The following is a 20251-nucleotide window of genomic DNA, read 5'->3' as shown; positions in this document are numbered from 1 at the left end:
TGCCGCGGAACCCCCAAGACCATCCGGGCGGCCTTTGCCCCGCCCGGACCACTCGTCACATCACGCCCGAGGGCTTGGGCCCGGGAGCCCGCGCCGTCTTACATCTTCGGCAGGATCACCGCGTCGATGACGTGGATCACGCCGTTCGACTGCACGACATCGGCGATGGTCACATGAGCCTTGCCGCCGTTTTCATCGGTCAGCACGATGGTGCCCATGTCATTCTCGGCCGTGATCTTGCAGCCGCCCAGGGTCTCGATGACATGCTTGCCGCCATCGGCCTGGATCATGCCCTGAACGGTCTCGGCCATGGCCTTGGCGCCCACGACATGGCAGGTCAGGACCTTGATCAGGCTGTCCTTGTTTTCCGGCTTCAGCAGGTTTTCCACGGTGCCGGCGGGCAGTTTGGCGAAGGCGTCATTGGTCGGCGCAAAGACGGTGAAGGGGCCGGCGCCTTGCAGGGTCTCGACCAGGCCCGCGGCCTTGACGGCGGCGACGAGCGTGGTGTGGTCGGCCGAGTTGATCGCGTTTTCAACGATGTTCTTGGTGTCATACATCGCAGCGCCACCCACCATGGGGTTTTCGGCAAAAGCGCCCGAAGCGGTCAGAGCCAGGATCGAAGCGGCCAGAAGGGATTTCATCATCGTCATCTCCATGTCATCGGCGGCGGGTCTGTCCCGACGCTCTGATAGGGAAACGGGGCAGGGGGCGGATAAGTTTCAGACCGGGGGCGAATTTTTCGAAAGACGGGATGAATTTGTTGCAATGTATTGAAATACAGAGAGAAAAAATCTGATCGGCCAAGGTGATGTTTGACGGTCTGGCTCGTTTGTCAGGCACAACGCCAGGGCCGGCCGCGCGCTTCGGGCCGGTCACTCGCAGAAACAGGGGATCAGAAGCAGCGCCAGGGCAAGCGGCACAGAGCCGCGCCCTAGCCCTTGGCCAGTTTGCCCAGCGCCAGGACCGGCCCCGTCGGCTGCCCGGTGGGCGAGCCGCCCGCAGGCTCCAGCGACACGGCCAGCACGGCGCCTTCCTGCACGGCCTGCAGGTTCAGCGCGGCCAGCGTCACGACCGTCGTTTCGCCCAAAAGCCCCAGCGACACCGGCGGCGCCTCGCCCTGGATCAACCACAGCTCATGCGCCTGATCCGGCCCCGGCAGCGTCCCGCTGCGCAAGGCCACCGTCAGGCGCCCGGCACTCAGCGCCGCGTCATATTCCAGCGCGCCGCCCTCGGCCAGGATCTGCGCCGACAGCTGCGGCAAGGGCGACAGGCCAAGGTAAGCCACCACCGCCACCGCCGCCAGCGCCGAGGCGCCCCACAGCCGCAAACCCTGCCAGCGCGAGGCCTTGACCGGCGCCGGGAAAAGCCGCGCCTCGATGCGGGGCATCAGGTCGGGGGCCGGCGCCGTGTCATATGCCGCATTCAGCCCGGAAAGCCGGGTCTCCCATTCCGCGACCATGGCCGCGAAATCGGGCTCGCGCAGGCGGGCCTCGGCCGTGGCGCGTTCCTGCAAGGACAGCGTGCCCAGCACATATTCCGCCGCCAGAAGATCGTCCTCGGGCCTCATTGCTCCATGCACTCCCGTAGCGCCATCAGACCGCGCCGCAGCCAGGTCCGCATCGTGTTCAGGGGGACATCATGGCGCTGCGCCAGGTCCTGATAGGACAGGCCGTCCAGATAGGCGCCGCGGATCGCCCGGGCGCGGTCGGCCTCCAGCGTGTCAAAGCAATCGGTGATGCGCCGCGCCTCGCCCTGGGCCTGAAGCCGGTGTTCGGCCCGCGGGGCGGGATCGGGCAGGGCGTTCATCACAAGGTCATCCGAGGTCGTGTCATGGCGCATGCGGATGCGGTCGATGGCATGGTTGCGCGCAATGGCGATCATCCAGCCAAGAGCCGCGCCCCTTTCGGGGTCAAAGCGTCCGGCGCGCAGCCAAACCCGTGTAAAGACCTCTTGCAAGGCATCCTCCGCCTGGGACCTGTTTCCCAGCATACGGATCAGAACCCCCATGAGTTTCGGCGCGCAAGCAGAATAAAGCGCGCGAAAGGCGGTGCGGTCCTGCGCTGCCACCCGCAAAAGGAGGTCGGTCAGCTCATCAGCCATGGGGGATCAGGGTCTTGGGCACGCGCACTCCGGTGTTCTGAGGGCGAGGGTAGCGTGGCCGGCCGGCAGGTCAAGCCCGAAGGCTGCCCCGGTGCGGGGCTTTGCAGTTTCATACTGACCCAAATATTCCCGCCGGAGGCTCTGCGGGCGGATCTGCGCCCAAGGTGGGGATATTGGGGGCAAGCTGACAGGGCGGGTTGGGGCCGGGAGGGGAGGGTTCGTGGGGGCTGTCGGAGCCTCCGGCGGGAATATTTGGGTCAGTATGAAAGGGGGGATTGGGGCTGGGCTGCGCTTGGTGGGCGGTCAGGCCAGAGCCTCTGGCGGGCGTAGTTGGGCGCGTGTGAAGGGGGGGGCGGTTGTGGCAGGTCGACCTTTGTCCCAAGGGACTGGACGCTTCTGATGCCGGTGACTTGCGCGCAGGTCCTGTCGGTCTGACCTGCGGCAGCAGCCGGGCGCGGGGGCTCGATGCCCCCAAGCCCGGCTTTTTGGACGCCAACAAGCGGGGCCACCACCTGACGCCACCACCCCGGCGCCCCCCCCGACTTGGGGGGATTACCTGCGGCGGCGGCGGCCTTCGCCTCCGGAATTGGTGTTGAAGCTCACATCGGGCAGGGCATCCAGATGGGGGAAGGCATCGACCGCGTTGGGGATGGCCGAGGCATTGACGAAATGTTCCTGAAAACGCGGCTCGATGGCGGTTTCGACCTTGTGGATCTCGTGGACCACCGCTTCGATCGTGTCGCGGGCGGCGCGGTTGCACAGGGCGATCCGCGCCCCGGTGCCTGCCGCATTGCCGGCCGAGATCACCTTGGGCAGGTCACAATCCGGGATCATCCCCAGCACCATCGCATGACGCGGCGAGATATGGGCGCCGAAGGCTCCGGCCAGCACCACGCGGTCCACCGTCGTCACGCCCATCTCGTCCATCAACAGCCTTGCGCCGGCATAAAGCGCGGCCTTGGCCAGCTGGATTGCGCGGATGTCGCCTTGCGTCACGGTGATGCGCGGGCCGCCGGTCGCTGTGCCGTCATGGATCAGATAGGCATGGGTCCGGCCCTCGGCCTCACATCTTGCCGTGCCGGTCTGGTCCGGGCCGCCGATCAGCCCGCTTTGATCCACAAGGCCCGCGATGCGCATTTCGGCCACGGCCTCGATGATGCCCGACCCGCAGATGCCCGTGACGCCGGTGGCGCCCACTGCCTCGGCAAAGCCTGGTTCGTCGCTCCACAGGTCGGACCCGATCACGCGGAAGCGGGGTTCCTTGGTCACGGGGTCGATGGTGATCCGCTCGATGGCCCCGGGTGCGGCGCGTTGGCCGCTGGATATCTGCGCGCCCTCGAACGCCGGACCCGTGGGTGACGAACAGGCCAGCACCTTGGTCTTGTTGCCCAGCAGGATTTCCGCATTGGTGCCGACATCGACGATCAGGACCATGTCGTCGGAATGTTGCGGCTCTTCGGCCAGGGCCACGGCGGCGCAATCGGCGCCCACATGGCCCGCGATGCAGGGCAGCACATAGACCCGGGCCGAGGCATTGACCTGCGTCAGGTCCAGGTCACGCGCCGGAAAGGCCATCGACCCCGAGGTGGCCAGGGCAAAGGGCGCCTGTCCCAGTTCGACCGGGTCAATCCCCATCAACAGGTGATGCATGACCGGGTTGCAGACAAAGACCAGCTCATAGATCGACGCGGTCGCCACCTGGGCCTCTTCGCAGATCGTCCGCGCCAGCGCGTCGATGGCGGCGCGCACCGCCGCGGTCATCTCGACATCGCCGCCGGGGTTCATCATCGCATAGGACACCCGGCTCATCAGGTCTTCGCCAAAGCGGATTTGCGGGTTCATCACCCCTGCAGAGTTCAGCACCCGCCCATCGGTCAGGTCGCACAGATGCGCCGCGATGGTGGTCGAGCCAAGGTCGATGGCCAGCCCCAGGATCGGGCCCTCATGGAACCCCGGCCACAGGTCCAGGATGCGGTGGTCGCTGTCGTGGTTGCCCTTGTGCAGGGCGACGGTGATCTTCCACTCGCCCTTGCGCAAGGCGGGTTGCAGGCGGCGCAGAAGATGCAGGTCGGCCGTCACGCCCTGAACCTGCCATTGGTCGGCCAGCGCGCGCACGACACGTTCAAAGTCGCCGGTGGGTTCGTGCATGTCGGGCTCATCGACCTCGATGAACAAAAGCCGCGTGGCGGGGTCCATCTCGATCACTCGGTCCGAGGCCGCCTTGCGGATCACCTGCTTGTGGACCTGGGATTCGGGCGGCACATCGACGATGACATCGCCCTGAACCTTGGCCTGGCAGCCCAGCCGCCGCCCGTCGATCATGCCGCGGATGCGCTTATACCGCGCCTCGACCTCGTTCCATTCGGTCAGCGCGCCGTCCTCGACCGTGACGCCGAATTTCGGGAATTCGCCATAGGAGGGCTGGATCTGGCACTTGGAGCAAATCCCCCGCCCGCCACAGACCGAGTCGAGATCGACGCCAAGCTGACGCGCCGCGGTCAGGATCGGCGTTCCCAAGGCGAAACGGCCCCTCTTGCCCGAGGGGGTGAAAATCACCAATGCATCTTGGGTCTTTGCTTCGGCCAGGTCTTTCATCGCGCTCTCCTCGTCTTCAAGGCGGTTTTAGCCGGAAGGGGCGCGGGGGCAAGGTCGGAAACCGCCTCTCAAGCGTCGGCAAGCGGCATATCCTGCGGCAGGTCCGCGGGGCTTGCGCCCCTTGCCCGCCTTTGGAGCAAGCAGGGGAGGGGGTGCCCCCCTCCCCTGACCCCTCCCTGCTTGGGCAGGAAAGCTGGGGGAAAGGGCCGGCGGGCCCTTTCCCCCAGACCCCCAATCCCGCGTTCGGGTGTCTGGTTGACCTTGTGTTCGGGGTGCGGTCTTTCCGTCAGCGGACCGCCCCAATGCCGCATCCGGGGCGCTTGGTTGACCGGGTCTGCGTGCGGTGGCATGGTTTGGCGGCCTTTGGACCTGGGGGATGGCAGATGGTTTTGGTGATCCTTCATGCGGGCCTGGGCAAGACGGGCTCGTCCTCGATCCAGGCGGGGCTTGCGGCACAACGGGACCTTCTGGCCGATCATGGCGTCTTTTACCCCGATTTCGGCGTCAGCCGTATTCCCGGCCATTGGGCGCTTGGCATCCTGTGGCGGGCCGAGATGGACCCGGGCGAAAATGCGCCCATGCTGCGCCGCCTGTCGGACCTGGGCCCGCCCGAACAGCTGGAACAGGTCGTGCGTGCGCGCCTGGCCGAGGCGGTGGCGCGCGCAAAGGCGCATGGCTCAGGTGGCTTTGTGCTTTTGTCGGATGAGAACCTGATCAATGCCCGCGACGGCCTGGGGCTGCGGCGCCTTGCGGCGGTGCTGGAACAGCTGGGCGCCGATCTGCAGGTGCTGGCCTATGCAAGGCCGGACGTCGAGCTGTTCCCCTCTTTGGTCCAGCAGCACCTGAAGGTCTTCGGCCGCGCCCTGGACCAGCGCGTCCGGTCCCATGCGCCCAAGGTTGCCGAACTGCGCGCCCTGTTCGGCACGCGGCTGCGGCTGCGGATCGCCGCGCGCGAGGCTTGGGTGGGCGGCGATGTCGTGAGCGATTTCCAGGCCTGGGTGGCCGAGGTCGCCGGGCGGCCGCTTCCGGCGCTGGCACCCATGGCGCGGGTCAACCAGTCGATCCCGGCGGCAGGCTGCGCGCTGTTGCAAGAGCTGAGCCGGGGGGGGCAAGTGACCCAGGGCGAGTTTGCCACCCTGCGCAGCGCCATGATGGACAGCGTCCCGGCCCTGGCGGCCCCAAACCTGACCCTGCCTCAGGGCTGGCGGGCGCGGATCATTGCCAAGGGTGGCCGGGCTTGGAACGCGGTGGTGGCCCAAAGCGCCCATCCGCCCGAGGTCAAGGCGCGGTTGACCTATCCCGAGGTGCCTGGCCCGGACTTGATCCAGGCGGACGAGATCACGGCCGCCGAGATCCAGGCCTGGGTGGCCTCGGGGGCTGACCCGTCTTATCTGCGGCGGCTGGAGGATTGGGCGGCGGACCAGGGCCGCAGGGGTCTTGTGGCGCTGATCCGTCGGCTGGCGGAACCTGTGCCCACCCCCGTGCCCTTGGCGGCGCCTTTGGTTGCGGCCAGCGTGCCGCTGGTCATCCTGCATGCGGGCCTGCCCAAGACCGGGTCGTCCTCGGTTCAGGCCGGGCTTGGGCGGCAAAGGGCGCAACTCGCGGCGGGGGGCGTGATCTATCCGGCGCTGGACCCTGATCCGATCTGCGACCGCATCCCGGGCCATTGGGCGCTGGGGGCGCTGTGGCGTGCGGCGATGCGGCCCGAAAGCGAAGCCCATCTGATCCGCCGCCTGGGCGCGCTGGGGGAGGCCGAGACCTTGCCCGCCCGGATCGAATCCGCCGTGGTCGCCGCCATCGCCCAGGCCCGCAACCACGGCCCGGACGGTGTGGTGATCCTGTCGGACGAACACCTGGCCTTTGCCAATGCCGCCACGGGCTGCCAGCGCCTGTCGGACCTGATCGCCGAACAGGGCGCCCGGGTTCAGGTGCTGGCCTATGCGCGGCCTGACCCTGCGCTGTTCCCCTCGCATTTCCAGGAAGAGCTGAAGACTTTTGGCCGCCCGGTGCCGCTGCACAACCTGACCCATGCGCCGATGGTGGCGCGGCTGCGTGACCGGTTCGGCGCGGTGCGGCTGCGCATCTTTGCCCCCCAGGCGCTAAGGGGCGGGGATGTCGCCTGCGACCTTTGGGACTGGATCGGGCGGCTGGCGGGGCGGACCTTGCCAGAGCTTGCGCCCATGCCGCGGCAGAACCTGTCGATCCCGGCGCCGGGCTGCGCGCTGATGCAGCGCCTGTCGGACGAGGGCGACGTGACGGCGGACGAGGCCGCGTTTTTTCATCTGCGCTGGTCGATGATCCAAAGCCGCGACGCCATTGCCGCCCCCCGCCTTGCGCTGCCCGAGGGGTGGGAGGCGCGGATCATGGCGCGCGGCCACAAGGCCTGGAACGCGCTGCTGGAGACGGCAGAGGTTGACCCGGACCTGCGATCAAGCCTGCGCCTGACGCCGGGCGGATCGGCCTATCCTTTCACCTCGGCAGAAATCCGCGCCTGGATCGCCTCGCAGTGGGACCCGGCCTATAACCGCGCGCTTGACGGCTGGATCACCGCACATGGCGCGCCCTGGGCCCCCGTCGCGCTGGAGTTCTTGCGGCGGTTTTGATGCGGTTTTTTGGTGAGGGCCTGCGCAGCCCCTTGCCAGGCGGGCGGGCTTGGGGTAAGCGGCGCACACTTCACAGGTTCGGGTGGGGCTGGATGGGGAGAAATCCCATGCGGTCCACCGGTTGGGGGAAACCCTGAGACGCCCGAGCCAAGGTTCAAACCGGAAAGGATACGAGCATGGCTCTTCCCGAGTTCTCCATGCGTCAGCTGTTGGAAGCTGGCGTTCACTATGGCCACCAGACCGCACGCTGGAACCCCCGCATGGGCGAGTTCATCTATGGCGACCGCAATGGCATCCATATTCTTGACCTGACCCAGACCGTCCCGATGCTGGACCAGGCGCTGAAGGTTGTCCGCGACACCGTGGCCAAGGGCGGCCGCATCCTGTTCGTCGGCACCAAGCGCCAGGCGCAAAAGTCGATCTCGGAATCGGCTGAAAAGTGCGCGCAGTATTACATGAACCACCGCTGGCTCGGTGGCACGCTGACCAACTGGAAGACGATCTCGCTGTCGATCAACCGGCTGAAGCAGATCGACGAAATCCTGGCTTCGGGCGCTGAAGGCCTGACCAAGAAAGAGCGTCTGAACCTTGAACGCGACCAGGGCAAGCTGCAAGCTTCGCTGGGCGGTATCCGCGACATGGGCGGCGTTCCGGACCTGCTGTTCGTGATCGACGTGGGTAAAGAGTCGCTGGCCATCACCGAAGCCAAGAAGCTGGGCATCCCGGTCGTCGGCATCGTCGACACCAACTGCTCGCCCAAGGGCGTGGATTACATCATCCCCGGCAACGACGACGCCTCGCGCGCCATCGCTTTGTATTGCGACCTGATCAGCCGTGCGGCTTTGGACGGCATGACCGCCCAAATGGGCGCGGCTGGCATCGACCTGGGCGCGATCGACGAAGTGCCGGCTGAAGAAGCCGTCGAAGCCTGATCTGGGGCCGATAGCCTTTAGGCTGTCACAAAATTGGAACCGGGGGAGCTTATGGGCTCCCCTGACCCTTTCAAGGACTGGAGTCTGAAATGACGATCACCGCTGCGATGGTGAAGGAACTGCGCGAATCGACCGGCGCAGGCATGATGGATGTCAAAAAGGCGCTGACCGAATCCAATGGCGACATGGAAGCCGCCGTGGATTGGCTGCGCACCAAGGGCCTGGCCAAAGCCGCCAAAAAGGCCGACCGCGTCGCTGCCGAAGGTCTGGTGGGCGTTGCCGTGTCGAATGGCCGTGGCGTGGCCGTCGAGATCAACTCGGAAACCGACTTCGTCGCCAAGAATGCCGACTTCCAGGCCTTGGTCCGTGACGTCGCCAATGTGGCCCTGACGGTTGGCACTTCGGTCGAGGTCTGCAAGGCCGCGCATCTGAACGGCAAGTCGGTCGACGAAGTGATCCAGGAAGCCATCGCCCGCATTGGCGAGAACCTGAACTTCCGCCGCATGCATATCCTGGAAGGCACCACGGTGGTTTCCTATGTCCATAATGCGGCCTCGGCTGGCATGGGCAAGATCGGCGTTCTGGTGGCCCTGAACGGCGATGCCGCCAAGGCCGAAGAGATCGGCAAGCAATTCGCCATGCACATCGCGGCGACCAATCCGCTGTCGCTGTCGGAAGCCACCCTTGACCCGGTGGTCGTGGAGCGTGAATTGGCCGTGCAAACCGCCAAGGCGCTGGAAGAGAACGCGACCTCGTCCAAGCCGAAGCCCGAGCAGGTTGTTCACAACAACATCATCCCGGGCCGCATGAAGCGCTTCCTGTCGGAAAACACGCTTCTGGGCCAGGCCTTTGTCATCAACCCCGACCTGACGGTCGAGGCGGCTGCCAAAGAAGCCGGCGTCGAGATCACCGGCTATGCCCGCGTGATGGTCGGCGAAGGCGTCGAGAAGAAGGAAGAAGACTTCGCGGCCGAAGTGGCCAAGATGGTCCAGGGCTAAGCCCCCGGGCGGAACGATTTCAGTTTTGCGATTGCGGGCCGGGGGGAAACCCTCGGCCCTTTTGCTTTGGGGGGGCGATCCGCGCCGCCCAAGAGAGTATTTGGACACATGTGAAAGCCCAGGCGCTGCAGGGTTTTGGTGCCAGGGTTTTGGTGGCAGGGTTTTTGTGGCCGCGTTTGGGACAGTGACGGATCGGTGACGGATCGGGGCCGGATCGGGGCCGGTTGGGGGCTCTGGTGTCATCTGCGTAGCCCGGGGTATACCCCGGGTTCTGCTTTGTGCGGCCGCGCGACGGAAATCCCGCGCCTTGGCGTTGAAGCAGGTGACGGGTTGCCCCAGATTGCAGGTAGCCCCAATAAGGACAACACCATGACGACCGACAGCAACGCAGCCACTTTGCAGGCCATCACCCGGAAAAAGCGGCGACCGCGGCGGTTGTGGCTTTGGGCTTTGGTGGGGGTTGGCGTCTTGGGTGGGGGCGGCTGGTATTGGGGCGCGGGCACCACGGCCACGGCTGCGGTGAGTTACACCACGGCCGAGGCGGCCCAGGGCGATATCACGGTTCAGGTCACGGCGGTGGGCACGGTCGAGCCGATCGAACAGGTCGATGTGTCCTCGCTGATTTCCGGCACGATTGCCAAGGTCGAGGTCAAGGTGAATGACCGCGTCAAGACTGGCGATGTGCTGGCGCGGCTGGACACCTCCAGCCTGCAGGCGGAACTTGCGCGCGACAAGGCGACTTTGGCCGCGCAGGCCGCGCAGGTGACGGATGCCGAAGCGGCGCTGGAGGCGGCGCAGGTGCTTTTGGCGCGGGTTCAAAAGATCCATGACAAGGGGCTGAACACCGATGACGAGCTGACGACCGCCGCCACGACCGCGCGTCGGGCGGAGGCCGCCTTGGCCCAGGCCCGCGCCCAGGTCCAGGTGGCCGAAGCCAATGTGCTGTTGTCGCAGACCGCTTTGGCCAAGGCGGTCATCACCTCGCCCATCGACGGAATGGTTCTGGAGGTGGCGGTGGATGTCGGTCAGACGGTCAATGCCTCGGCCTCGGAGACCGCGGTTCTGTTCACCCTGGCACATGATCTGGCGCAGATGCAATTGTCGGTCGATGTCGACGAGGCCGATGTGGGCAAGGTGGCGATGGGCAATCCGGCCAGCTTTACCGTCGACGCCTGGCTGGGCGAAAGCTTTCCGGCCGAGGTGACAGAGCTGCATTACGCGCCCCAGACCGTCGATGGCATCGTGACCTATCCGACCATCCTGTCCATCGACAATTCCGACCTGCGGCTTCGCCCTGGCATGACGGCCTCGGCTGATATCACGGTGCAAGAGGTGGCGGGCGTGTTGACCGTGCCGAATGCCGCCTTCCGTTACGCCCCGCCGCGTCAGGTGGCGGCGGCGGCCAGTTCCTCGGGGCTTTTGGGGATGATCATGCCGTCGGGGCCTTCGACCAACCGCGGCAGTCGGACCACTGTGTCGAACGAGCCCGACCGTGAGGGCTTTCGCAGCCTTTACGTCCTGCAAGACGGCGCGCCGGTCAAGGTTCAGGTCAAGACCGGCGTCACCGATGGCGCCTTGACCGAGGTGCTGGAGGGTGATTTGGCCGAGGGCGCACAGATCGTCACGGCACAAACCACGGCCACCCCATGAGCATGATCGAATTTCACGCCATATCAAAGACCTATGGGTCAGGCGAGGCCGAGGTGCGCGCCTTGGATCAGGTGGATTTCGCCGTCGAACAGGGGGATTTCATCGCCGTCATGGGGCCTTCGGGGTCGGGCAAATCCACCACGATGAACATCATCGGCTGTCTGGATACGCCGTCGTCGGGGCAATATCTGCTGATGGGCCAAGAGGTCGGCGGGCTGGACCGCGATCAACGGGCGCTTTTGCGGCGCAACTTTCTGGGCTTTATCTTTCAGGGCTTTAACCTCTTGTCCCGCACCACGGCGCTGGAGAATGTCGAACTGCCGCTGGTCTATCAGGGCGTGGCGCCGGACGAACGCCGCGCCCGCGCGTTGGAGGCATTGGACAAGGTCGGGCTGGGCTCCCGCGCCGAACATCAGCCCTCGATGCTGTCGGGCGGTCAGCAACAGCGCGTGGCGATTGCGCGGGCCATCGTGACGCGGCCGCAACTGATCCTGGCCGATGAGCCGACGGGGAACCTGGATTCGGCGCGCTCCCGCGAGATCATGGAGCTGCTGCGGCAACTGAACCGTGACGAGGGGATGACCGTGCTGATGGTGACGCATGAGCCCGACATGGCGGCCTATGCGACAAGGGTGGCGACCTTTGTCGATGGCCGTTTGCAATCCGATGTGAGGCAAGATGCTGTTTGAAACCTTTCGGCTCGCGCTTTTGACCGTTGCGCGCAACAAGCTGCGGTCGTTTCTGACGGTGCTGGGGATCGTGATTGGCGTGGCCTCGGTCATTGCCATGGTGACGGTGGGCCAGGGGTCGACGGCGGCGGTGCAGTCGGATGTGGCCTCGCTGGGGTCGAACCTTTTGATGCTGCGGCCGGGGCAACCGGGGCGTGGTCCCGGCGGCGGGCAGAATGACGCCACCCCCCTGAGTGCCGCCGATGCCGAGGCGCTTTTGGCCGAGATCCCGGACCTTGTCGCCGTCACCCCGGTGGCCACGCGGACGCAGAACGTGGTTTACGGCGATGTGACGCAGACGGTGACGGTTTCTGGCACCGACAACGCCTATTTCCCGGTGCGCGGCTGGACGCTGTCGCAGGGGCGGATGTTCACCGAACAGGAATTGCGCGCCGGGACGCCGGTTTGCGTTTTGGGAACAACGACCGCCAAGGCCCTGATCGGAGAGGGAAATCCCGTCGGCATCCAGATCCGCGTCGGCAAGATCACCTGCGAGGTCGTGGGGATGCTGACGCGGCGTGAGGCCTCGACCTTTGGGCAGGACGACAATGACACGGTGATCATGCCCTTGACCGCGTTTCAGCGGCGGATTTCGGGGAACCGCAATGTCTCTTCGATTTCCGTGACCTTTGCCGATGGGCTGGCGGCCGAAGCGGTGACGCCCAAGATCCAGGCCCTGATGCGTGAGCGGCGCGGGTTGACCGATGACAAGGCCGATGACTTCAACGTCTTTGACATGAAGCAGATTTCGTCGATGCTGACCGGGATCACCGGCACTTTGACGGGGCTGCTGTCGGCGGTGGCGGGGATTTCGCTGCTGGTGGGCGGGATCGGGATCATGAACATCATGCTGGTGTCGGTCACGGAACGCACCCGCGAAATCGGCATCCGCATGGCGATTGGCGCGACCGAGGGGCAGGTGCTGATGCAATTCCTGGTCGAGGCGGTGGTTCTGTCGTTGATCGGCGGCTTTTTGGGCGTGGTTTTGGGGCTGGGGCTGGGCTGGGCGGGGTCTGTTGCGCTGGATGTGGGCTTTGCGCCCGATTGGCGGGTCACGGTTGCGGCCTTTGTCTTTTCGGCGCTGGTCGGCGTGGTCTTCGGCTATTTCCCGGCGCGGCGTGCGGCGCGGCTGGACCCGATCGAGGCGCTGCGCCACCAGTAAGGCTTTCCAATCCGGCACTTGGGCCCTATCCTTGGGCAAAAGGAGTGCCCGATGGATGAGGACGATCTAAGCCCCGAGGCCTCGGGCAAGCCAGCGCGGCTGGGTGTGTTGGGCGGTGACGGTCTTTGGTCGGTGGCGCAGGTTCTGCGCGAGGCTGGGGCAGAGGTCGCCGATCTGGAACCCGCGCCCAAGACCGTGGCCGCCGAGGTGGCCGCGCGCTGGCATTACGGCCGCGCCTCGGTGCGGGCGGGGCTGTTGGGCCATCCGCGGGCCTGTCTGCAGCTTTTCACCGCCGGGATGCCCAAGGGCTGGATCTGGAAGGCCGGGAGCCTGGCCGTCGACGGTCTGCGCCCCGAGGTCGACCCCGAGCCGATGGACCGCGCCTTGATCGAGGCTTACCGTCTGGCCCATCTGGCGGCTGTCGCGCGGTTGGCGGGTTCGGTGGACCGGCTGATCCTGCCCTTGTGCCGGACAAGGGCGATGGTGGATGCCGCGGGCACGGTCTTTGGGTCACGGCCCAAGGGGGTGATCTTGCCGACGGGGGTGAAGCTTTCCGAAGTTACGTTTACGGTCAATGAGATGCGGGACGATCTTCGGGCGCTGTCTGAACATCTGCGGGCCATCAATCCGGGGCTGGTTTTGCAGGTGACGCTGCAGCCGTCCTTGTCTGATACGCCTTGTGACCTGACGGGTCTGACCGATGTGCCGGGCGTGCATCATGATCCGGTCTTTGACGCGCTGCTTTTGGCGGTCAAGAATGGCGCCAAGGGGGCGCGGGTGCTGGCCCATCTGGCGCAGGGCTTTGACATCGACGCCTTTGGCGGCCCGGCTGCGGCGCCAGTGGAATCCGACGATGACAAGCGTCAGCGCCGCAAGGAACGCCGCAAGGCCCGTGAGGCCGGACGCGCCGTGCAGCTCGATGCGAAATCCGCCAAAGTGGTCTGCGAGGACGAACTTCTGGAGGCCTTCCGCAAATGAGGATTTGTGTGATCGGCAATTCCCATATCGCCGCGCTGAAACTCGGCTGGGATGCGCTGCAGGCCTCGGGTCAGGCGCCGGACCTGCGGCCCACCTTCTTTGGCGCGCCCTCGGATGGGGTGCGCCATGTGCGGGTGGAAAGTGGGGTCCTAAGCCCGAAACGCAAGGATATCGCGGAACATTTCCGCACCATGGGCGGGACGGACCGTATCCGGCTGGACGATTACGACGCGTTTTTCCTGATCGGGCTGAATGTCTCGGTCAAGCGGATCTTGCGGTTTTACAAGACCCATGCTTGGGCGGGGCTGAAGGGGACGGCTGGCAAGGTCCTGGTCCATCCCGGTTTTGCCCGCGACTTCCTGACCGAACGTTACGCCGATACCTTGATGGGGGTCACGGCGGGGCATCTGCAGGGCCGCCGCGTGCTGGCCCTGGCCGAGCCGTTTTGGGCCGAATGGGTCCGCAAGGGCCAGAAGGACACGCCCGAATACGGCTGGGACGCGGCGATCACGGCGGGCGACGGTCCGGCTTTGGGCGCGATGTTCCGGGCCACTGTGGCCGCCAGCCTGCCTCATGCCCAATTTCTGCCGCAGCCGGAGGCTACCGTGGCCCATGGGATCATGACCGCGTTGCCCTATAACAAGGACGCCTCGCGGCTGATCTCGGGTGAGGGGGGTGGCACGGATGCCGCCCATATGAATGGCGATTTCGGCCAGGCGATTTGGCCCCTGGTGCTTCCGGCACTGCGGGCGATGTGAGGAAAGATGGAGAAAACGTCTCCCTATCAAGGACTTGAAGCCCGCGCCTTTTGGCGGACCTTTGCCGAGGGCGCCTATCCGGGGGCTGATCTTTACCGGCCGAAATGGGCCCTGTCCAAGTCGGACCGCATCGTCACGGCGGGGTCCTGCTTTGCCCAGCATGTGGGCCGCGCCTTGCGGGCCAATGGGTTCAACGTGCAGGACGCCGAGCCCGCGCCGCCGAGCCTTGCGCCCGAACGCCACGGCGAAAACGGCTATGGCATGTATTCGGCGCGCTACGGCAACATCTATACGACCCGCCAGCTGCGGCAGTTGATGGAGGAAGCCTGGGACGGCCCGCGTGATTTCGACGCGATCTGGACCAAGGGCGACCGGTTTCACGACGCCTTGCGGCCCAATGTCGATCCGCAGGGGCTGGCCTCCGCCCAGGCCGTGCGTGACGCCCGCGCCTTGCATCTGTCTGCGGTGAAACGGGTTTTCGCCGAGGCCGATGTTTTCATCTTTACCCTGGGCCTGACCGAGGCCTGGGTTCACAAGGCCTCGGGTCAGGTCTATCCGACGGCGCCGGGAACCGTGGCGGGGGTCTTCGATCCTGCGTCACATGGTTTCGTGAACTTCCGCGCCGCCGAGGTGCGGGCCGATCTGGTGGCGGCTTTGGCGCGGCTGAAGGCGATCAATCCGAACCTGCGGGTGCTGCTGACGGTCTCGCCGGTGCCTTTGACCGCGACGGCCTCGGGTCAACATATCCTGAGCGCCTCGACCTGGTCGAAATCGGTGCTGCGCGCGGTCGCCGGAGAGCTTTACGAAGACTTCCCCGAGGTCGATTATTTCCCGTCCTATGAAATCGTGACCTCGACCCGGGCGGGGGCGTCGTTCTTTGAACCGAACATCCGACAAGTCACCGAAGCCGGTGTCGCCCGGGTGATGGAGGTCTTTACCGCGGCCCATCTGGGCGAGGCGCCCGACGACAAACCGCGCAAGCGCAGCGAGGAGGAACGCCGCGCGCGCAAAGAGGACCGGAAGGCGAAAAAGGGCTGATGGCTGCGGTTCTGCGCCGAAATTTGTCTTCAGGCGGCCCGGTCCTGGACGCCGTGCGCGGCCCGGATGGCCGGTTGCGCGTGTTTTTTGGCGCAGGCACGCGGGCCGAAATCTTTGACCCCAAGCCCGCGCTTGGCGCCGTCGTGCTGGAAGAGGCGCATGAGATCGGCGGCTCTGTCATGCTGGTGGGGCGCGGTGAGGGCCATGTGGCGCTGAAGGCGGGCAGGGTGGAGATTGCCCCCTCGCCTGCCGAACTGGACCTAATGGCGGGGCGCAATGTGGTGCTTGGCTCACGGCTGGCCGAGACGGCGACCCAGATGGCCGAGGGGCTGGCCCATCACGCGCTGGCCTTTGGCGTGACGGGGGCGGTGTTCTATGACCGCACCCCGGACCCCGATCCGAAGTTTGACCAAGCCCTGTCCAAGGCCTTGAAAGCCTTGGAGATTGATATGACAGTCGTGCTGCTGTCGGCCCCGCCTTTGGGCAAGGATGAGCCCAGCCTGACCGAGGTTTATATGGCCCCGGCCGCGCCCGGCAAGGGGCGGATGGAGCCGCCCCCGCATGATCCCTGGCGGTCCAATCTGGCGCAGGCCCTGGTCTATGAGATCGCCAAGTGGCGCTTTCTGGCCGAGGCGCGGGCGGTGGCTTGTCTGGATGCCTGCGATATTCTGCCTTTGGGGCCGAACCCATTTGACCTGGTGCAAGAGGCGGGCGTGGTGCGGTTGCATGGCACGCCCTGTTATCCCTGGCGGGTGCGCGGCGGGCTGGAGGCTGCGTTTGGCGACCATATTGTCCGGCAGTTTGATAACGCTTACGGTGTAAGTCGCTGGTGTGTCTGCCCGCGTGTGGCCGGGCTTTCTCGGATTTGGCGTCTGGTCCGGGTGGCCGAAACCGACGCGGCCCCGACCTTGCCCTTCTGGCGCGCCATGTCCTTGCGGGTGCCGGGGGCGGCCACATCCAAGCTGGTGCCCAAGACCTCGGTCATCGAGGACGCGGGGTTGTTGGACCTTGCCCGCGCCCTGGGTCACGACCCGGTCCGCGCGCCGGCGACCGAAATCAAGGCGACCGAGGCCAAGCCGGTCGAGGCGCTGAAGACCACGATCGTCACCTGCATGAAGAACGAGGGGCCGTTTCTGCTGGAATGGATCGCCTATCACCGGGTTATCGGGGTGGAGGGGTTCATCGTCTATACCAACGATTGCACCGATGGGACGGACAGTTTCCTGACGCTTTTGCAGGACAAGGGGCTGTGCCAGCATCGGGCGAACCCGTGGCAGAAGGGCGATGCGCAAAGCCCGCAATATACCGCGCTGGAGGCCAGCGAGGCGGAACCGGTGGTGCAGGATGCCGATTGGGCCGTTTGCATGGATGTCGATGAATTCATTGACATAAAGATCGGTGAAGGAACCTTGGCCGACCTTTACCGCGCCTGTGAGGGGGCCAACCTGATCTCCATGACCTGGCGGCTTTTTGGCGATAGTGGCGTGGTGGATTACGTCGATGCGCCCATCATCGGCCAGTTCGACCGCTGCGCGCCAGAGCTGATCCGCAAGCCGCATCAGGCCTGGGGCTTCAAGACGCTGTTCCGCCGCATCGACATCTTTCGCAAGTTCGGCGTGCATCGGCCCAAGGGTCTGCAGCCGGAGCATTGGGAGAAGATCCACTGGGTCAATGGGTCCGGCAAGCCGATGCCGAAGTCGACCCTGCGCAACGGCTGGCGGTCGACGACCGAGACCTATGGCTATGATTGGGTGCAGCTGAACCATTACGCTGTAAGGTCGGTCGAAAGCTTTCTGGTCAAGCGGGATCGGGGGCGGGTGAACCACACCGACCGCGACCAGGGCAAGAATTACTGGTTCCGCATGTCGCATAACGTCGACCAAGACCGGTCGATCATGCGGATGCTGCCGCGGCTAAAGGCCGAGATGGCGCGGCTTTTGGACGACCCCGAAATCCGGGCCGCGCATGAACATTCGGTCGCCAAGCACCGGGAAAAGATCGCAGAGCTGAAAACGCGTGAGGATCAGATGGCGTTTTATCAAGAGCTTACGGGGCTGCGGATGCGCAACTTGACCCATCGTCAGGCGCATTTCGGCTCGGCTGTGTTCTCTGTCGGGCCCCATGTCATCCCCGATGAAATCGCCTTGGCCGACAGCCTGGCGCCAGATTTCTTCTTTACCGTCGAAGACACCGGCGAGGCGCAGCACTGATGGCCCGCGACCTTCCGCCCTCAGATGATCCGCTGACCCCTCCGCATCCGGCTGGGGGCTGGTCGGGCAGTCTTTCGGTTGTGAAAGATGCCGTGATCAACCATGTGAACCAGGGCTATCTGGTTCATCCGTCAGGGATTTTTGACGCCGAGGGCCGCTATCTGCCGCAGGGCGTGCATTGGCGGGGCAGGGCGCTGATGACCCCGCCGCCCTTTCCCGAGGCGGTCGAGCCGCTGGCAGGCCGCTGGCTTTGGGCGGGCGTGCGGATGGACCATTTCGGCCATTTCATCATGGAAAGCCTGGGGCGGCTTTGGGCTTTGGACCGTTCAAGCGTCGATGGGATCCTTTTCATCCCCGAAGGCGGCTTTCGACCCGAGACCTCGCCCGAATTGGCGGGTTGGCAGCGACATTTTCTGTCGCTTTTGCAGGTGGATTTGCCGGTAAAGCTGCTGACCCGGGCCACGCGCGTGCAAGAGCTGGTGGTGCCGGGGCAGGGGTTTGGCATCGGTCCGCTGATCGGTGGGACGCGCGATTTCCGCGCCTTTGTGCAGGGGCGCTTTGCGAAGGATATCCCGGCAGAGGGGCCGTCCAAGCTGTATCTCTCGCGGTCGAAACTGGCGGCGGACTTGGGTGGGATCATCCGGGAAGATCAATTGGAACAAGACCTTGCGGGGCAGGGCTATAAGGTGTTCCATCCGCAGGAACATGGGTTGGAGGCGCAGATCGCGGCCTATAAGGCGGCCACCCATGTGGTCAGCTTGGATGGGTCGGCGCTGCATTTGTTCGCGCTGGTGGCGCGGGCGGATCAGCGCGTGGCGGTAATCAAGCGGCGCCCGGGCTCGGCGCCGCAGGGGATCGTGGACCATCTGACGGGCTTCACCGGCCAGCCGCCCCTGGTTGTCGATGTGATCCGGCGCAATTGGATGCGGTCGGATCGCAAAAAGGCCGACAACTTCTCGTATGGCGAGCTGGATTTTCAACGGCTTGGGCGGATTCTGACGCGGCAGGGCTTCTTGCCAGAGGGCGCCGCGCTGCAGGGCCTGCCGCCGCGACGGGCCGAGGCCTTTATCGCCGACCTGCAAAAAGGCTTGCAGCGCAAGGGCTTGCAGTTTCTGCCCATGGCGCCAGATGGCAAGTCGCCGGCGACAGAGATCGTCCCGGCGCGGCGGCTGGCGCGGGCGGCCTCAAAGCTCTGAGCCGTCCTTTTTCTGCGCCAGACGCGCGGCCTGGCGGGCGTTGCGCGGCGCGGTTTCGGCCTGTTCGCGGCGGGCAAGCTTGGCGGCGCGTTGCTCTTCGCGGGTCGGCAAGACCTTGATCGGCACCGAGGCCGGATCGACCCCCCGCGGCACCGGCCGGAAGGTCAGCTTGCGCTTTTTCAGCTCGCGTTCGACCTTGACCATGGCGCGTTCCGCCTGTTTGGGCGTCAGGCTGGGCAGGGTCGCCCCCGCTGGCAAAAAGCCAAGGTCGGCCAACTCTTTGGAAAGCTTGGCGAAATCAAGTTCGCCGACCGAGGTGCGATCCGCCCGCTTGCGATCAGAGCGCACCCAATCCTGGCTGATGACGTCGATCACATGCGGCCTGCGGCCGGCAAAGGCCGTCAGATGCGCCAGAATCGAGTCCGAGGCGCCGGAATCGCGCCGCTTGATCACCGCGATGTCCTGATCCGGCCCCGCCACCATCGCCATCAAATGCAGCGCCGAGCCGTCCAAAGCGACGACCTGCCGCGCGGCCTTATACCGGGCGATCTGCTCTTCGATCGGGGCCTTTTGCGGGTGAAAAATGTCAAAGCCATGCTCGGACAGCAGCTGTTCGATCTGCTCTTCCTCCAGCACGCCACCGCGCGCCGCCGAAAGCCCAGAGCGCGAGATATACAGCTTTTCCGCCCCTTCGGCCTTGATATCCTTGGCAAAACGGCTTTGCATAAAGGCGCGGAAAGCCGGAGTCCCCGGCGACAGATTGCCGATGCCAAAGCCCTGACCCGGCACCTCCAGCAATTCAACGCGCGTGGGCTGCGTCACGACGCGAAAGGGCAGGTCGATCCCCAAAAGCCCGATGAAACGCTGGTGAAAGGCGGACAGAACGACCGCCTCGCCCTCTTCTTCGGCGTCGCGTTTCGACATGAAGATCACGCCGTCCAGATGCCCCTGAAGCGCGTCAATCCCCCAAAGCCGCCCCGTCGATTCCACCAGGAAGTGCCCGAAATGATTAAGCAAAACCCCCGCCCAAAGCCAGCGGCCCGGGATCGTCTCGACGGGTTCAGGGCAGGTTTCGGGCGGCACCATCAACGCGCGACCGCGCCACAAGACGGCCTCATGGACATAGGCGCCGGTGTCGTCAAAGACGCCGGCGGGCTGGACAAGGTCGGGCAGGGTGCTGGTGGCGATCACCGCGCCCGGCACCGCGCGCAGGCCATGCGACCAACCGCCCTCTGCCACCGGGGATTTCGTCGCATCCGTGCCCTTGGTCTTGCCCATTCACCGCCCTCGCCTTTGCGCCATC

16 protein-coding genes are annotated in these 20251 nt (G+C 65.4%); 11 read left to right on the top strand and 5 right to left on the bottom strand.

Annotated elements, in window-relative coordinates; genetic code table 11:
- Positions 1-98 precede the first annotated feature (98 nt).
- The 4 genes from NX862_RS12100 to NX862_RS12085 all read right to left on the bottom strand — a co-directional run bounded on the left by NX862_RS12100 (position 99) and on the right by NX862_RS12085 (position 4695).
- Positions 99-650 (bottom strand): fasciclin domain-containing protein, encoded by a 552-nt coding sequence (locus tag NX862_RS12100; protein WP_413694569.1) that lies wholly within the window; start codon positions 648-650, stop codon positions 99-101.
- Between the two features lie 281 nt (positions 651-931).
- Positions 932-1567, bottom strand: coding sequence for an anti-sigma factor (locus NX862_RS12095; protein WP_264494161.1), 636 nt, complete (start codon positions 1565-1567; stop codon positions 932-934).
- On the bottom strand, positions 1564-2100 hold the full coding sequence (locus tag NX862_RS12090; protein WP_264494160.1) for a sigma-70 family RNA polymerase sigma factor: 537 nt from the start codon (positions 2098-2100) through the stop codon (positions 1564-1566). Before NX862_RS12090 ends, NX862_RS12095 begins: the two co-directional genes overlap by 4 nt.
- A 552-nt stretch (positions 2101-2652) precedes the next feature.
- The gene (locus NX862_RS12085; RefSeq protein WP_264494159.1) at positions 2653-4695 is read right to left on the bottom strand and encodes an ASKHA domain-containing protein; all 2043 of its coding nucleotides are present in this window, start codon (positions 4693-4695) and stop codon (positions 2653-2655) included.
- 383 nt (positions 4696-5078) lie between these two features.
- Between NX862_RS12085 and NX862_RS12080 the strand changes: the two genes are divergently transcribed.
- The 11 genes from NX862_RS12080 (at position 5079) to NX862_RS12030 (ending at position 18948) form a co-directional block, all read left to right on the top strand.
- On the top strand, positions 5079-7298 hold the full coding sequence (locus NX862_RS12080; RefSeq protein ID WP_264494158.1) for a hypothetical protein: 2220 nt from the start codon (positions 5079-5081) through the stop codon (positions 7296-7298).
- 176 nt (positions 7299-7474) lie between these two features.
- Positions 7475-8230, top strand: a complete 756-nt coding sequence (rpsB, locus tag NX862_RS12075; RefSeq protein WP_264494157.1) for a 30S ribosomal protein S2 — start codon at positions 7475-7477, stop codon at positions 8228-8230.
- 89 nt (positions 8231-8319) lie between these two features.
- Positions 8320-9228 carry a translation elongation factor Ts gene (gene tsf, locus NX862_RS12070; RefSeq protein WP_264494156.1) on the top strand — a complete coding sequence of 303 codons (909 nt, stop codon included), beginning with the start codon at positions 8320-8322 and terminating at the stop codon, positions 9226-9228.
- Positions 9229-9597: 369 nt separating this feature from the next.
- The gene (locus NX862_RS12065) at positions 9598-10878 is read left to right on the top strand and encodes an efflux RND transporter periplasmic adaptor subunit (RefSeq protein WP_264494155.1); all 1281 of its coding nucleotides are present in this window, start codon (positions 9598-9600) and stop codon (positions 10876-10878) included.
- Positions 10875-11567: an ABC transporter ATP-binding protein gene (locus NX862_RS12060; RefSeq protein ID WP_264494154.1), complete on the top strand. Its 693-nt coding sequence runs from the start codon at positions 10875-10877 to the stop codon at positions 11565-11567. The genes NX862_RS12065 and NX862_RS12060 overlap by 4 nt, the downstream gene beginning before the upstream one ends.
- Positions 11557-12768 carry an ABC transporter permease gene (locus NX862_RS12055; protein ID WP_264494153.1) on the top strand — a complete coding sequence of 404 codons (1212 nt, stop codon included), beginning with the start codon at positions 11557-11559 and terminating at the stop codon, positions 12766-12768. Before NX862_RS12060 ends, NX862_RS12055 begins: the two co-directional genes overlap by 11 nt.
- Positions 12769-12819: 51 nt before the next feature.
- On the top strand, positions 12820-13746 hold the full coding sequence (locus NX862_RS12050; protein WP_264494152.1) for a hypothetical protein: 927 nt from the start codon (positions 12820-12822) through the stop codon (positions 13744-13746).
- Positions 13743-14504 carry a hypothetical protein gene (locus NX862_RS12045; protein ID WP_264494151.1) on the top strand — a complete coding sequence of 254 codons (762 nt, stop codon included), beginning with the start codon at positions 13743-13745 and terminating at the stop codon, positions 14502-14504. The genes NX862_RS12050 and NX862_RS12045 overlap by 4 nt, the downstream gene beginning before the upstream one ends.
- Positions 14505-14510: 6 nt before the next feature.
- Positions 14511-15542: a GSCFA domain-containing protein gene (locus NX862_RS12040; protein ID WP_264494150.1), complete on the top strand. Its 1032-nt coding sequence runs from the start codon at positions 14511-14513 to the stop codon at positions 15540-15542.
- Positions 15542-17752, top strand: a complete 2211-nt coding sequence (locus tag NX862_RS12035) for a glycosyltransferase family 2 protein (RefSeq protein WP_264494149.1) — start codon at positions 15542-15544, stop codon at positions 17750-17752. The genes NX862_RS12040 and NX862_RS12035 overlap by 1 nt, the downstream gene beginning before the upstream one ends.
- On the top strand, positions 17752-18948 hold the full coding sequence (locus NX862_RS12030; RefSeq protein WP_264494148.1) for a glycosyltransferase family 61 protein: 1197 nt from the start codon (positions 17752-17754) through the stop codon (positions 18946-18948). The genes NX862_RS12035 and NX862_RS12030 overlap by 1 nt, the downstream gene beginning before the upstream one ends.
- Here NX862_RS12030 and NX862_RS12025 read toward each other — a convergent pair.
- Positions 18937-20226, bottom strand: coding sequence for a glycosyltransferase family 61 protein (locus NX862_RS12025; RefSeq protein WP_264494147.1), 1290 nt, complete (start codon positions 20224-20226; stop codon positions 18937-18939). The two genes, NX862_RS12030 and NX862_RS12025, sit on opposite strands and share 12 nt — an antisense overlap.
- Positions 20227-20251 lie beyond the last annotated feature (25 nt).

The organism is Stagnihabitans lacustris (assembly GCF_025950525.1).
Lineage (GTDB): Bacteria > Pseudomonadota > Alphaproteobacteria > Rhodobacterales > Rhodobacteraceae > Stagnihabitans.
This window is presented reverse-complemented; position numbering and strand designations above follow the sequence as displayed.